The 14,299-nt window shown below is 67.9% G+C and carries 15 protein-coding genes and 1 tRNA gene; 12 read left to right on the top strand and 4 right to left on the bottom strand.

Features of this window, described 5'->3' with window-relative positions:
• Nucleotides 1-99 precede the first annotated feature (99 nt).
• Nucleotides 100-996 carry a winged helix-turn-helix domain-containing protein gene (locus GO488_RS13965; protein WP_162318430.1) on the top strand — a complete coding sequence of 299 codons (897 nt, stop codon included), beginning with the start codon at nt 100-102 and terminating at the stop codon, nt 994-996.
• A gap of 77 nt (nt 997-1,073) precedes the next feature.
• Nucleotides 1,074-1,349 (top strand): hypothetical protein, encoded by a 276-nt coding sequence (locus GO488_RS13960; protein WP_162318429.1) that lies wholly within the window; start codon nt 1,074-1,076, stop codon nt 1,347-1,349.
• Nucleotides 1,350-1,434: 85 nt separating this feature from the next.
• Here the strand turns inward: GO488_RS13960 and GO488_RS13955 are convergent, their stop codons facing one another.
• The gene (locus tag GO488_RS13955) at nt 1,435-2,454 is read right to left on the bottom strand and encodes a radical SAM protein (RefSeq protein ID WP_162318428.1); all 1,020 of its coding nucleotides are present in this window, start codon (nt 2,452-2,454) and stop codon (nt 1,435-1,437) included.
• Between the two features lie 111 nt (nt 2,455-2,565).
• Between GO488_RS13955 and GO488_RS13950 the strand changes: the two genes are divergently transcribed.
• From GO488_RS13950 to GO488_RS13925, 6 genes are all read left to right on the top strand, one after another.
• Nucleotides 2,566-3,891, top strand: coding sequence for an MFS transporter (locus GO488_RS13950; protein WP_162318427.1), 1,326 nt, complete (start codon nt 2,566-2,568; stop codon nt 3,889-3,891).
• A 353-nt stretch (nt 3,892-4,244) separates the two neighbouring features.
• Complete coding sequence (locus GO488_RS13945; protein WP_162318426.1) at nt 4,245-5,849, top strand: helix-turn-helix transcriptional regulator; 1,605 nt, start codon at nt 4,245-4,247, stop codon at nt 5,847-5,849.
• A gap of 91 nt (nt 5,850-5,940) precedes the next feature.
• Complete coding sequence (locus GO488_RS13940; RefSeq protein WP_162318425.1) at nt 5,941-7,041, top strand: DUF373 family protein; 1,101 nt, start codon at nt 5,941-5,943, stop codon at nt 7,039-7,041.
• The gene (locus tag GO488_RS13935; protein WP_162318424.1) at nt 7,041-7,337 is read left to right on the top strand and encodes a hypothetical protein; all 297 of its coding nucleotides are present in this window, start codon (nt 7,041-7,043) and stop codon (nt 7,335-7,337) included. The genes GO488_RS13940 and GO488_RS13935 overlap by 1 nt, the downstream gene beginning before the upstream one ends.
• A gap of 39 nt (nt 7,338-7,376) precedes the next feature.
• Nucleotides 7,377-7,451 (top strand) — tRNA-Arg (locus tag GO488_RS13930).
• A 347-nt stretch (nt 7,452-7,798) separates the two neighbouring features.
• A complete protein-coding gene (locus GO488_RS13925; RefSeq protein WP_162318423.1) occupies nt 7,799-8,806 on the top strand; it encodes a threonine aldolase family protein in 1,008 nt (335 codons plus the stop codon).
• A gap of 33 nt (nt 8,807-8,839) precedes the next feature.
• Here the strand turns inward: GO488_RS13925 and GO488_RS13920 are convergent, their stop codons facing one another.
• Nucleotides 8,840-10,285 (bottom strand): M61 metallopeptidase family protein, encoded by a 1,446-nt coding sequence (locus GO488_RS13920; protein WP_162318422.1) that lies wholly within the window; start codon nt 10,283-10,285, stop codon nt 8,840-8,842.
• 241 nt (nt 10,286-10,526) lie between these two features.
• Between GO488_RS13920 and GO488_RS13915 the strand changes: the two genes are divergently transcribed.
• The gene (locus GO488_RS13915; protein WP_162318421.1) at nt 10,527-10,979 is read left to right on the top strand and encodes a TRAM domain-containing protein; all 453 of its coding nucleotides are present in this window, start codon (nt 10,527-10,529) and stop codon (nt 10,977-10,979) included.
• Nucleotides 10,980-11,024: 45 nt separating this feature from the next.
• Nucleotides 11,025-11,807, top strand: a complete 783-nt coding sequence (locus tag GO488_RS13910) for an SDR family oxidoreductase (RefSeq protein ID WP_162318420.1) — start codon at nt 11,025-11,027, stop codon at nt 11,805-11,807.
• 21 nt (nt 11,808-11,828) lie between these two features.
• On the opposite strand, the gene GO488_RS13905 is transcribed toward GO488_RS13910, so the two are convergent.
• Nucleotides 11,829-12,056 (bottom strand): hypothetical protein, encoded by a 228-nt coding sequence (locus tag GO488_RS13905; protein ID WP_162318419.1) that lies wholly within the window; start codon nt 12,054-12,056, stop codon nt 11,829-11,831.
• 145 nt (nt 12,057-12,201) lie between these two features.
• Entirely contained in the window at nt 12,202-12,501 is a 300-nt protein-coding gene (locus GO488_RS13900; RefSeq protein ID WP_162318418.1) for a DUF7091 family protein, read from the bottom strand.
• Between the two features lie 214 nt (nt 12,502-12,715).
• Here GO488_RS13900 and GO488_RS13895 point away from each other — a divergent pair, with 214 nt between their 5' ends.
• Both GO488_RS13895 and GO488_RS13890 read left to right on the top strand, forming a co-directional pair.
• Nucleotides 12,716-13,657 (top strand): replication factor A, encoded by a 942-nt coding sequence (locus GO488_RS13895; protein WP_162318417.1) that lies wholly within the window; start codon nt 12,716-12,718, stop codon nt 13,655-13,657.
• On the top strand, nt 13,658-14,269 hold the full coding sequence (locus GO488_RS13890; RefSeq protein WP_162318416.1) for an RPA family protein: 612 nt from the start codon (nt 13,658-13,660) through the stop codon (nt 14,267-14,269).
• Nucleotides 14,270-14,299: the final 30 nt, after the last annotated feature.

Raw genomic sequence — 14,299 nt, 5'->3', positions numbered from 1 at the left:
CAACCTTGGTACAGTCGCGACCGAACCGACGGCGGTGATTCGGACGGATTCGTCTCCATTGCCCGCCACGTCTAAACCGCGCTCGCCCCATATGGGGCCATGAGCGAGACGGGACTGACCGAGACGGCCGACCCCGACGAGGCGTTCGGCGCGCTGGCGAACGCCACGCGGGTCGACATCCTCCGGGCGCTGTGGTACGCCGACGACCAGACGGCGACGTTCTCCGAACTGCGCGACGCCGTCGAGATGGCCGACTCGGGCCAGTTCAACTACCACCTCGACAAGCTCACCGACCGCTTCGTCACGAAGGGCGAGGACGGCTACGAGCTCACGCTGGCCGGCCGCGCGGTCAACGGGGCCATCCACGCCGGCGCGTACACGATGGACGGCTCGATCGACCCGATGGCGCTTTCGGACCCCTGTCCGGCCTGCGGCGGCGAGCGGACCTTCCACTACGAGGACGAACGCGTCCGCGTCGAGTGTGACACCTGCGACATGACCGCCACCGCGCTGGTCCCGCCGGGGGTCTTCGCCGACTACGACCGCGAGCAGTTGCCGGCGGTCACCAGCCGGTACTTCCGCACCATCTACCAACAGCTCGCCAACGGCTTCTGCTGGCACTGCGAGGGGAAGATCTACCCCACCGTCGTCCCACTGCCCGAGACGACGCTGCACATGGAGACGGTCCCGGACGACGCCGCGGACCTGCCCTTGGTCCGGTACGACTGCCAGCGCTGCGGGGCCGAACTCATCGGCGACCTCGGGGCCGCCCTGCTCTCACACCCCGCCGTCGTTTCCTTCTATTACGATTACGGCATCGACGTCAACGAACGGCCGTTCTGGGAATTCAGCGCGTGGAACACCGACCACGCGGTCATCCGCCAGCGCGACCCGTTCCGCGCGAGCGTGACCTACCGGAGCGGCGACGCCGCGCTGACCCTCGTCGTTGACGACGCCCTCAGCGTGATAGAAAGTGACAGGCGCGACGCCGGGTGAAGGAAATTTCAGTAACCGACGGGACAGAAGTATATTTCAGATTACACTTATCGGGGGCGGCGACCTCTCTATACACGATGGTATCCCCTCGCTACGCCCGACGCGGAGACGCGCAGTACGCCGGAATCGGCGCGAACGACTCGCTTACGCTCCTCGGTCTCGTCGGCTACCTGACCGTGTTGGCCGGCGTCGTCGGCCTCCTCTCCGCGCCGGTTCTCGTCGGCGCGAGTCTCGCCGCGCTCGTCTTCATCGTGGCGACTGTCCGCCTCGCACGTCGATTGGACTCGCCTGCCCCCGCGGCGACTGCCGACCGAGAGTCACGGACCGACGGTCGAGAGCGTCTCGCAGACTGACGCCTGTTCCTGTAGGTCACCGCTGATGACCGCCTGTCGGAACTTCGGCAGAGAAACCGGCTCTCACTCGCGTCGCATACGCAATTCAATCGCCAGCAGCCGCCTGCCCGCCGCCGGCCAGCGGCGTCCGCTCGACGACCGTCCCGTCGTAGGTCGGGTACTGCTCGACGATCTCGCCCTCCTCGACGTCGCCGTCCTCGACCATCTCCTCTAAGAGCCACCACGCGACTTCGACGTGGTCCGATTTGACGGTGTAGAACTCCTCGGGGACGCCGAGCGCCTCCAGTCGCGCCTCGGTGGTCCACGTCTTTCCGTAGACGAGCGTGCCGTCCTCGGTCACGTCGTCGAACGGCCGTCGGACGTTGCGAGCCATCCGCTTGAGTCGGGAGCGGTGCTGGGCGGCGTCCTTGAAGACGCTCGTACAGAAGTAGACCTTCTCGTGGTCGCCCATCTTCTCTAAGATGTCGTGGCTCCCCTCGACGGCGCTCATGTGGTCGTCCTTGAGTTCGAAGCCTTCCTCCTGCATCCGCCGGTAGTTGCCGTCGGACATCTCGAACTCGTTGATGTTACAGAAGTCGGCGGCTCCCTCGTCTAGGAACTCCAGGAACTCCTCTTCGGCGCGGATACCGGGGATCTCGAAGGCGGGAGTCAGTCCCTCTTCACGGGCGATGTAGAGGATCTCCTCCCACTCCGTGCCGTGGAGGTCACCCCACTGCTCTAGCGGTGGGTGGAAGCGGATCTCGTCCAGTCCGGCCTCCGAGAGTCGGCGCATGTTCTCGCGGCCGCCGGTGATGCCGGTGTAGAGGTGCGTGTGGTGGTCCTCGCCGAACTCGTCTTTCAGGAGCGAGAGGTAGTGACAGGTCCGGTCGAGGGCCTCCTGCGGTTCGCCACCCGTGATGGACGTGCCCAGCGCGCTCATGCGCTTGGCCTCCTCGATGACGTCCTCGTCGGTCTCGACGGGACGCTCGTTGGCGTACATCTGGGTGACGTTCTTCCGGTTCTCTCCGAGGGGACAGTAGAAGCAGTCCCGCTGGTCGCAGTAGCCGTAGACGAACAGCACCATCTTGCCGCCCTTGGCGCACTGTTCGCAGCCCTCGGAAATCATCGTGTATCGCTAGAACCACGTCCAACGGGAAAAAGCGTGCGCATCCCGCTCGCCGTGGTGTGCGTCGCCATGGCCCGCTCGCTTATCCCGCTGGCAGTCCCACCGGGCAGTATGGTCGACTCCAGTCGCCGCGGCCTCGCCATCGTCTTCGCCGTCGTCTTCCTCGACCTGTTGGGGTTCGGCATCGTCATCCCCATCCTGCCGTACTACACCCGCTCGTTCCCCGGCGGGACGGAGTTCGTCATCGGCCTGCTGGCGGCGTCGTACTCGGCGATGCAGTTCGCGTTCGCGCCGCTGCTGGGATCACTCTCGGACCGCGTGGGCCGCCGGCCGGTCCTGATTCTCTCGCTCTGTGGCTCGGTGCTGGCGTGGACGGTGTTCGGCCTCGCCACCGCGCTGTGGCTGCTGTTCGCCTCGCGGATGCTCGCCGGCGCGATGGGAGGGAACATCTCGACGGCCCAGGCCTATGTCGCCGACGTGACGCCGCCGGAGCGCCGGGCCGCCGCGCTGGGCTTCATCGGGGCTGCCTTCGGCCTCGGCTTTATCTTCGGGCCGGGCATCGGCGCGGTGCTGAGCTTCGACGCCACCGTCGCCGCCGTCGATTCGGTCGTCCCCGCGGCCGTCCCCATCAATCGCTTCTCGCTGCCGAGTTTCGCGGCGGCCGCCGCCAGCCTCTGCGGCGTCGTCGTCGCCTCGCTCTTTCTCCCCGAGTCGCGAGCGCCGAGCGCGGACACCGATGCGGCGTCTGCGGAGCGTCCCTCCGCGATCGCCCAGTTGCGCGCGGCCATCGCTGCACCGGGGCTGCGAGAACTGCTCTCGGCGTTCTTTCTGGTCTCCTTCGCCTTCTCGGGGGTGCAGATAATGTTCGTCCCGTACGTCGCGGACGTCTACGGCTACACGGCCGCCCAGAGCGCGCTCCTGCTGACCTACATCGGCGTCCTCGCCGTCATCACGCAGGGCGTCCTCGTCGGCCGACTGACCGCCCGCTATCGCCCGGTGACGCTCTCGCTGGCCGGGACCGCACTTCTCGTCGGGAGTATCGGGGCGCTCCCCTTCTCGCGGACGCTCGGTCTCGTCTTTCCGAACCTCACCTCGCTGACACCGTTCCTCACGCCGGAACTACTGGGACTGCTCGCGATCCTGACGGTCCTCCCCGTCGGGAACGGGATCCTCTCGGTGACGCTGACGGCGCTCGTCTCACAGCGGGCCAGCGCGGAGCTGCAGGGCAGCGCGTTCGGCGTCACGCAGGGCGCGGGCAGTCTCGCCCGGACCGTCGGGCCACCGGTGATGGGCGGTCTCTACGCCGCGGTCGGCTACTGGTCGCCGTTCGTCGTCGGGAGCCTCCTTCTGGTCCCCGTCGCGGTGCTCGTCGCTCGACTCGGAACCGTCGAGGAACCGCCCACGCCGCGACCGACGGACCCGGGACACGTCCGATAGCTGTTCGAGCGACGCGCTCCGCGACTGCGAACGCCCGTCCGGGGAAACGCCGGCCGCGCGATGCGTCGACCGAAATAGCTATGTTCTGGACGCTGGCACCGAAAAAAGAAGCCGTCGGCCTGTCAATTGAGTCGGTGTTCGTTCCGAAACGATGCTCGCTACGACAGCGCGGTAACAGTATCTTCCCGATGACACGACGAAATGTCACCCGTGATATCTCGCGGTCCCGGTGTATCAGTACCGACGATCTCGATCCGCAATCTGGCTATACTATCAGATTGTGTAACAAATAGTCTCAACTTGATGCGAAAAGCATTATGTCTCCGTGGCTTCGACAGAGTACAGGCGACAATATGACACGCCCAAGTCTCTCTCTGCTTGGGAACGCCCTTCTCGTGGTGGTCTTACTCGTCTCCACGGCCAGTATCCCGATCGCCGCGCAGACTGCCGGCGCGACCGACGTCCAGATTCGCGGCATCGAACACGCCGGACCGGGGGTCGTCGCCACCGAGAGCGACGGGACCTACGTCACCGCGTGGCAACCCTCGAACGTCACCGTGACCTTCGGGGGCGAGAGCGGCACTTACAGCGTCTGTACGCGGGTCCAGAGCGGCCCGAACTCGGCCACTCAACTCGGCTGTCGACAGATAAACAGCGACGGGGGACAATCGAGCGTCACGTTCGACGTCGAGCAGTGGCCGACCAACGAGACGGGTAGCCAACAGCTCGTCGTCGAGGTGTTCGGGGCCAACGGGACCGACTCGCTCGCACAGACGAGCCGCCCGCTCACCGTGTTCCCGCCGGAGGGCGACGCCGACGGTGACGGCCTCGCGAACCAGCGGGAACTCGAATACGGCGCGGACATTCGAACGAGCGACACCGACGGCGACGGGCTGAGCGACGGCGCCGAAGTGAACAACTACGGCACCAGTCCGACGGACCCCAACAGCGACGGTGACACGCTAAGCGACGGCGTCGAAGTCAACGAGTTCGAGACCAACCCGACCGAGGCCGACACCGACGGCGACGGCCTCACCGACGGCAAAGAGGTGACGACGTACAACACCGATCCGACGGCCGCCGACACCGACAACGACGGTCTCGACGACGGCGAAGAGGTGAACCAGTACGAGACGGATCCCAACGTGGCCGACAGCGACGAGGACGGGCTCGACGACGGCGAGGAAGTGAACCAGTACGAGACAGATCCGACCGACTCAGACACCGACGAGGACGGCCTCACCGACGGCGCGGAAGTGAACCAGTACGAGACGAACCCGACGAAGGCCGACACCGACGGCGACGGCCTCACCGACGGCGAAGAGGTCAACGAGTACGACACGGACCCGAACGACCCCGACACCGACGGCGACGGCGTCGGCGACGGAACCGAAGTCGAACGCGGAACCAACCCAATCACGCGAGTCGAACGCTCCATCGGGTTGCCCGGTGCCGACGTCCGCGTCTCGACGCTGCTGATCCTCGGGGCGATCCTCCTCGTCGGCCTCGTCACCGGTGCCCTCCTAGCCAAGCGACACAGCGGTCTCACCGGGCTCCTTCCGTGGACTGCGACCCGCGACCGCGACGAGGGCGTCCCCGCCGAGTTCTCTCCCCCCAGAAACGACGGCGGCGACGAGCCGACGGACGACGAGACGGGCGACGAGGACGAAGACGCGAGCGGGGCCGCGGCCGACGACACCCAGGAGCAAGCGGAGGAAGAGGAATCACCGCTCAGCGACGAAGAGCGCGTGCTCTACTTACTCGACCAACACGACGGTCAACTCCGCCAGTCGGCGGTCGTCGACGGCACCGGCTGGTCGAAGTCGAAGGTGAGCCGCGTCCTCTCGCGGATGGCCGACGAAGGCACCATCGAGAAGATAAACATCGGGCGCGAGAACATCATCGCCCGGCCCGAGAGCGTCCCGGACCACGCGCGGTCGCAGCCCGACGACCGCTGAGACGGTCCGGTGAAGCGATCCGCCGTCGACACCGATTTTCCCGCCACCGTCTCCCGAAGACAGATAAACGCCGCTCGTCTACCCGGAGACGATGCTGCTGGTGCTGTGTGTGGACTTAGACGACGACCTCGGCCGCAAGACCGACGTGGAGACGCCGGTCGTCGGTCGGGACGCCGTCCTCGACGCGGCCGTCGCGTTAGCCCAGGCCGACCCCGAAGACTCGGACGTGAACGTCCTCTTCGAGGGCGTCCACATCACCGACGAGGTCACCGACGAACCGGTCGAAGTCGCCGCCGTCACCGGCGTCGACGGCAGCGACGTGGCCGCCAACCGCGCCGTCGGCGAGGAGGTCGACACCGTCCTCGCGTCGCTCTCGACCAGCGAGGACGTCCGCGCGCTGGTCGTCACCGACGGCGCACAGGACGAGTCCGTCATCCCCGTCATCCGCTCGCGGATCCGCATCGACGGGGTGCGACGCGTCGTCGTCCGGCAGGCACAGGACCTCGAATCCATGTACTACACCATCAAACAGGTGTTAGACGACCCCGAGACGCGCGGCACCATCCTCGTCCCCCTCGGCATCCTCCTGCTCATCTACCCGCTCACGATCGCCGTCGAGTCGCTCGGCCTCCCGGTCTCCTCGCTGGGCATCATCTCCGGGCTGCTCGGTCTCTACGTCCTCGCCCGCGGACTGGGAGCGGAGCGACTGCTCGACGAAGCCGCCGACCGCGCCACCTCCGGGCTGTACGCCGGTCGCGTCACCATCATCACCTACGTCGTCGCCGCCGCCCTGCTCACCATCGGCGGCGTCAGCGGCGTCAACGTGCTCGAATCCCAGCCCGCCCCGCTCTCGCCCGTCGAGGTCGTCGCCGCGCTGGTCTACGGCGCGATCCAGTGGTTCACCGTCGCCGGCATCACCTCCAGTCTGGGCCGCGTCACCGACGAGTACCTCCACGACGAGTTCGAGTGGCGCTACCTCAACGCCCCCTTCTACGTGCTGGCCATCGGCGGCGTCCTCCACGGGCTGAGCGCCTTCTTCCTCGGAATTCGAAGTCTGGAGTACCTCGCCGTCGTCCTGACCGGCGGCACCCTGCTGGGGCTGGCGAGCACTCTCGCCTTCGCCGTCGCCGAGGCCCGCCTCGATCCGCCCGAACGCCACAACCAAGGCCCCGGCGGCCCCTCCTCCGAGTGATGTACGTCTCCCGCGCCGTCCGGAGCATCCGCGAGGACCCCATCGAGGGCGAACCGGTCGCGCTCTCGCTGGCGACCGACGACGACGCCGACCCCGACGCCGTCGCCGCGGCCGCCGAGGACGCCGGTGCGACGGTCGAACGCCGCCTCCAGTTCGACGACCTCGCCGTCTCGGTCCCGCAGGACCGGGTCGCCGATATCTGCCAGTTGGACGGCCTCACGGCGGTCGAGACGACCGACGTGATCGCCATCGCGACCGGCGACGCCACCGACGAGGACGTCGAGTTCGACCGCTAATCGCACGGCTTTTGAGACTCCTCTACAACTACCGGGTGAGGGCACGTAGCTCAGCCCGGATAGAGCGTCGGACTTCTAATCCGACGGTCGTGGGTTCGAATCCCACCGTGCCCGTGAAGCCGCCGAGCGACGCGAGGTCGCTCGCGACCTCGAACGGCGAGCGGTGCCAACCGCGAGCCAGCGAGGCGTGCTGAACCGCAGCACGCAGGGGATTCGAAGCCTGGAAGTCGCAGCGGCCGAACGAAGTGAGGCCGACCGTCTTCCTTCGGTGAGAATCCCACCGTGCCCGTCCACCTTTTTCTTCGTCGGGTGCGATTCGCGCACCACTCCTCGAAAAACGTGGGCGAAAAAGGCCGGAATCGCCGACGGCGATTCCGGTGAACCGCGCTCGCTTCGCTCGCGCGGATGCCTACCGCACATCTGCCCCCGCTCTTTTGTCGATACGCTCGCTACCACGTCCCATGATAGACCTCCGGAGCGACACCGTCACGCGGCCGAGCGACGCGATGCGGGAGGCGGCCCGCGACGCCAATGTGGGCGACGACGTCTACGGCGAGGATCCGACGGTGAACGAACTGGAAGCGCGAGTCGCCGAGGTGCTGGGGACCGAGGCGGCGCTGTTCGTGCCGTCGGGGACGATGGGCAATCAGGTGGCCGCGCGGACCCACACCGAGCGGGGAGAGGAGGTGCTCTGCGAGCGCGAGAGCCACATCTACAAGTGGGAGCTCGCCGGGCTGGCACAGCACGCACAGGTCCAGCCGCGGACCATCGAGGGCGACGAGCGAGGCGTCGTCGCGCCCGAGCAGGTCCGCGAGGGATACGTCGAGGCCGACGGCCACCGCCCGGGCACGGGGCTGCTGACGCTCGAAAACACGCACAACAGCAAGGGCGGGGCGGCCATCGCGCCCGAGCGGATCGCCGAGGCGGCCGACGCGGCTCACGACCGCGGCGTTCCAGTCCACCTCGACGGGGCGCGGCTGTTCAACGCCGCGGCGGCCCACGATGCGCCCGCCGCCGAGTTCGTCGCGCCCGTGGACTCGGTGATGTGCTGCCTCTCGAAGGGGCTGGGCGCGCCGGTCGGCTCCGTCCTCGCCGGGTCAGAGTCGTTCGTCGAGGCGGCCCGCCGCAACCGGAAGCTGTTGGGCGGCGGGATGCGACAGGCGGGCATCGTCGCCGGACCGGGACTCGAGGCGCTCGAAAATCGCGACCGACTGGCCGAGGACCACCGCAGAGCCGAGCGACTGGCGGCGGGACTCGATCGGATCGACGGTCTCTCGGTCGAGCCGCCGGAGACCAACATCGTCCTCGTGGAGACCGACCGGCCCGCCGAAACGTTCCTCGACGACTGCGAGCGAGAAGGCGTCGGCGGCGTCCCCTTCGCCGACCGCGTCGTTCGATTCTGTACGCACTGGGACGTGGACGACGACGCGATCGACGCGGCCGTCGACGCCGTCCGCCGGGCGGCGTAGCGCTCGCTTCGGACGCTGTCCCCGTCTCTCCGCTCACTGCCTGTGTCGCCACAGCGCCGCGGTGAGCAGACCGACCAACACCGCGAGCGCGCTTGCGAAGAGCGCGAGCGGTGGCGCGTCCGTCCTCGCAGCGCCGCCTCGGCCGCCGCCGTCCGCGACGCTCGGGTCGTCACCGGCTCGCTCGGGCGCGGCCGAGGCCCCGGCGCTCTCTACGTCTCCGGCACCGCTCCGGAGCCGCTCGCTCCCCGACCGGAGTCGGACGTCCTCGTCCGGATGCCGATAGGGGTTCGTCCCTCGCTCGCGTTCCTCTTTCGTCGAGATGCCGTCGCCGTCGGGGTCGACGGGGATCGACGGCGCGGGACCAGCGACGGCGTCGCGGACGAACGCTTCGAGGTCCTCGCCCGCCACCGCCGACACCGCCTCGGCGAACGACGCGAGCGTCACCGGTTCCGACGAGCGGACGAGTCGGTCGAGGACATCGGCGAACGTTCGCTGCCCGCCGGTCGCCGACCGGATCCGCACGTCGAGGGCGGCGACGACGCGGCCCCCTTTGTCGTAGGGGACGTCGGGGCTCGCCCACGTCTCGGGCCGGGTGAGGTCGGCGTCGGCGAAGCGGTCTGTCGTCACCCGCTTCCGGTAGCGGTCGTAGCTGATGCGTCCCTGTTCGAGCGTCGAGCGGGCGGCGTAGTAGTCGGCGGAGCCCTCTTCGAGCCACCGCATCTCGCGGCTCGTCCGGAAGTACTGGCGCGTGTGACGGTACTCGTGGACCCAGACGTTTCTGGGCGTATCGACGCGCTCGTTAGCGCTGACGAGCATCACCGGCGCGCCGTTGGCCGGGACGTAGCCGCCCCGCGCGAGCTGGTTGGGGACGGCGATGACGAGCAGGTGCTCGTGTGCCGGGCCGACCGTCGTCGAGCGTTGGGCGGCCGCGATCGTATCGAGGATCGCCGCTCTGTCCGCCCGGAGCGTCGCCGCGTCGGGGATCACCAGTTGAATCGTCCCGGCGTTGGTCGCCCGGACGCTCGTCTCGTGGGGGCCGAGGTAGACCGCCGACGGCCCGGCGACCCCCTCGTGGCCCTTCGGGACGACCATCGTCTCGTTCCACCCCGGGTTCGGTCCCCGCTGCCAGCGCCAGCGGGCCCGAAGCGAGACCTCGCGCCGGACGACCAGCGACCACTGCTCGCCGGCCGCGGTCCGCTGGCCGTAGGCCGTCTCCATCCCGACCGGCAGCAGGTAGGTCAGCGAGGCCGTCTCGCTCCGCCCGTCCCACTGCCAGCGACCCCCCGTCGACCGGAATCCGTCGGCGTCTAAGACCGTCGCGTCCGAGGGCGCACGGACCGAGAGCCCGGTCACTCGATCGGGGATCGTGAGGACGGCGGTGACCTGGACGCGTCCGGTCTGTTCGGGGAGGCTGTAGACGACGTAGCGGACGTGTATCGCGCCGCCGTCGCCGTCAGTCTGTACCGACGCCGCCGACATATTTGGGGCGTCGCCGTCGGGTACCGCGGCCAGCGCGGGCGACGCATTCGCCGCTAGCGCCAGGGACAGCAGAACGATCGGGACGGCGACTCGGATACGGGACACGCTCTCGTTGTACCATAATCAACTATCGCTACAGATTAAAAAGGGTTCCCCGGAATCGATGGTCGGCGGCCGGTAGCGGTGCCGTACCCGCTGATAGGTCGCAAGCGTTTTGCCAGCGGCAATGCTACCCGATTCTATGGCCGACTGTCCGCTCGCAGACGAGTGCCCCAGCTTCACCGAACGAATCGAGGGGATGGGGTGTACCCATTACGGCGACAGAGGCGGTGCCGAGTGGTGCAACCACTACAACCAGCCGATTTCGGACCTGAAGAGCCAGCCCGTCAAGCCGGGCGAAGAGGTCGTCGTCACCGTCGACGACATCCACGAGAGCGGTGCCGGCGTCGGCCGGACCGACGACGGCTTCATCGTCATGGTCGACGGCGTCCTGCCGCCGGCGAAATCGAAGGTCGAGATCACGAAGGTGCGCTCGAACCACGCGCGAGCGGACGAACTCGAACGGCTCGAACTCGACGAGGAAGAGAGCGACGAGGCGGACGACGACGCCGATGCCGACGTCGATTCCGATGGCGACGGGAGAGACGACGACGGGCGTCGCCTCGGTAGCCGCGACAACTTCTGGGGCAGCTAGGGTCGACGGCGGAGATTTTTGGGTCACTCGGCCGTCGAGTCGACTATGGACTTCGAACTCGACGGCGACGCCGCGCTGTGTACCGCAGCGACCAGCGGACTGGGTCTGGCGAGCGCCGAGCGATTGGCGAGCGAGGGGGCCGACGTCGCCGTCTGCGGGACGACGCGAGCCCACGTCGAACGGGCACGCGAGCGACTCGACGCCGCCGGTGACGGCGACGTCCTCGCCGTCCGGGCCGACATCACCGACCCCGACGAGGTCGAGGCATTCGTCGACGAGACCGTCGAGACGTTCGGCGGCCTCGACCACGTCGTCACGAGCGCGGGCGGACCCGCACCCGGCCCGTTCCTGGATACGACCGAGCGGGAGTGGTACACCGCCTACGACGTGCTCGTGATGAGCGTCGTCTGGACCACTCGCGCCGCCTACCCCTATCTGCGCGAGTCCGAGACCGGCACGATCGTCAACATCGCGTCGCGGTCGGTCCGGGAGGTCATCGACGACCTCGTCCTCTCGAACGCGGTCCGCCGAGCGGTCGTCGGGCTGATGAAGACCCAGTCCCGCGAGTTCGCCCCGGAAGTGCGCGTCAACGCGGTGCTGCCCGGCGCTCACGAGACGCCGCGCATCGAGGAACTCGTCGAGGCCGCCGTCGAACGCGGCGAGTACGCCTCCTACGAGGAGGGTATCGAAGCGTGGTCCGACGCCCCCTTAGAGCGGGTCGGCCAACCGGAGGAACTCGGCGACGTCGTCGCCTTCCTCTCGTCGGCCCGGTCGTCGTACGTCACCGGAACGGCGCTGCCCGTCGACGGCGGAGCGATGCGGAGCTAGGCGCAGCGCCGCTCGGTAGCGTCAGAGCCGCTCGTACCGGTCGGCGCTCGACCCGCCGCCAGCGGCGAGTTGCCACACAAGTATCCCGAGCGAGACGAGCGCGACGGCGGCCGTTGCGACGTAGGTGGTACTCCCGACTTCGTACAACTGGTCGGGAAAGAGCGCGGCCAGAACGAGAAGTCCGACCGCCGAGAAGCCCGCGAGCAGCGGAACGACGGTGAGCCAGAACTGCCGCGCCATCCCGTCCATGCCCCCTCTCTCGACAGCGACGGTAATGAACCCTTTCCCCGGGGTAGTCACGCCCGCTCGAACCGAGTGTCGCCGCTCGTCACCGTCTCCCACAACCCCCCTATTTCGACTGGAAAATCGGCCGACGGTGATACGATGGCGTCGCTCACCACGTCTCGATACTCCCGTCGCGGATGTCCTCGACGCAGCCCTGACAGTCCGGGTGGTCGGCGTCGAAGCAGTCGGGCCGGGAGGCGGGGTCGAGCGAGACGGCGCGGTACTCGGCGTGGCGGCGACAGACGACGCGGGCGCGCCCGTCCTCGTCCGTCGGTAGGCCGACCAGCGCCGCCCGTTTCCCGTCGCTGTAGGCGCGCTTGGCGTCCGAGAGCTGGTTCTCGACCGACCGGAGCGTCTGCTGGATGAACCGTCCGAGTCGCTCGCTGTCGCCCTGCTCGTCGTCGGTCACGTCCACTCGTTACGACTGCTACCCAATCAATCTTCTCGCGTGTGCGGCGGCAGCGCCGACACGTCGCGGGCCCCCCACTCACCGGGAAAGCCGACCCAGACAGGTCGTCACTTCGCGGTTTTCACTTTCACTCCGGCGAGCGAGAGTTTATACGTGAGGCCGACCAATCGTCGAATGTCTCCCATCGAAAACAAGGCGGAGACAGTGACAGCACATGAGTGATTCAGATTTGCGTACCCACGCAGAGGAAGTACACGAGCAGTTCAGCGACCAGCTAGATCTCGACGTCGAGGACGTCGAGGAGCGACTCGACACGCTGGTCAACGAGTACAAAGTCCCGATGAGCGAAGCCCGCCGGAGCGTCGTCAACACGTACCTAGACGAGGCCGGAATGGACCGCGACCAGTTGGGCGGCGGGTCCGGCGGCAACGAACAGGTGCAGGTGTCGGACGTCGACTCGCCCGAGGAGTGGGTCGACATGCGCGTCACCGTCGTGGACCTGTGGGACCCGCGGGCCGACGCCGTCGCGCAGGTCGGCTTACTCGGCGACGAGACGGGCACCATCAAGTTCACCAAGTGGTCGAAGTCCGACCTGCCGGAACTCGAAGAGGGGAAATCCTACTCCCTCCGCAACGTCGTCACCGACGAGTATCAGGGCCGCTTCTCCGTGAAGCTCAACCGGACGACGACGATCGAGGAACTCGACGAGGCGATCGACGTCGGCGACGACAGCGTCGAGGTCGAGGGCGCGCTCGTCGACATCCAGTCGGGGTCGGGGCTCATCAAGCGCTGCCCCGAGGAGGACTGCACCCGCGTCCTCCAGAACGGCCGCTGTAGCGAACACGGCGAGGTCGAGGGCGAGTTCGACCTCCGCATCAAGGGCGTCCTGGACGACGGCGAGGAGGTCACCGAGGTCATCTTCGACGAGGAGGCGACCGAGCAACTCACCGGCATCACCTTAGAGGAAGCCAAGGAGATGGCGATGGACGCGCTCGACACCACGGTCGTCGCCGACGAGATGCGCGACGACATCCTCGGCCGGTACTACCGCGTCACCGGGCCGACGTTCGGCCGGTACGTCCTCGCGGACGAACAGGAGCGACTGACCGGGGCAGTGGATGCCGACGAAGTGCTGATCAAAGCGAGGTCGATCTAGATGGCGAGTACACCCACCCGCGAAGTCGCCCGCCGCGTCTTCGCCCGCGAGTTCAACGACGCGAGCTACACGTTCAAGGAATCGGACGACGACCGAGCGCCGGTGTACGTCCTCCTCCCGACGGGCGAGCGCGCGAACCGCGTGTTCCTCGTCGGCACGCTCACCGAGACGGAGGACGTCGGCGAGGACAGCGAGTACTGGCAGGGACGCGTCGTCGACCCGAACGGCGATACGTTCTTCATGTACGCCGGGCAGTACCAGCCCGACGCTGCCTCGATGCTCCGGGAGCTGGAACCGCCGGCGTACGTCGCCGTGGTCGGCAAGCCTCGGACCTACGAGACCGACGAGGGCGACGTGAACGTCTCCGTCCGCCCCGAGTCCATCTCGCAGGTCGACGAGGCGACGCGCGACCGCTGGGTCGTCGAGACGGCCGATCGGACCCTCGACCGGATCCGCCGGTTCACCGAGGCGGACCCCGAGGACGCCGCGACCGACGAGTACGTCTCGATGGCCTACGAGGAGTACGGCGAGGACGTCTCGGCGTACCGCGACTCGGTGGTCGGGGCCCTAGAGAGCATGCAGGACGAACAGGCCGAAGCGAGCGCCGACTGACCGAACGGCGGCACGTCGGCGTCGCGGCTC

Origin of the sequence: Haloarcula limicola (assembly GCF_010119205.1) — an archaeon.
Classification (GTDB): domain Archaea; phylum Halobacteriota; class Halobacteria; order Halobacteriales; family Haloarculaceae; genus Haloarcula; species Haloarcula limicola.
The sequence above is the reverse complement of the archived record's forward strand: the minus strand, read 5'-3'. Positions and strand labels throughout refer to the sequence as shown.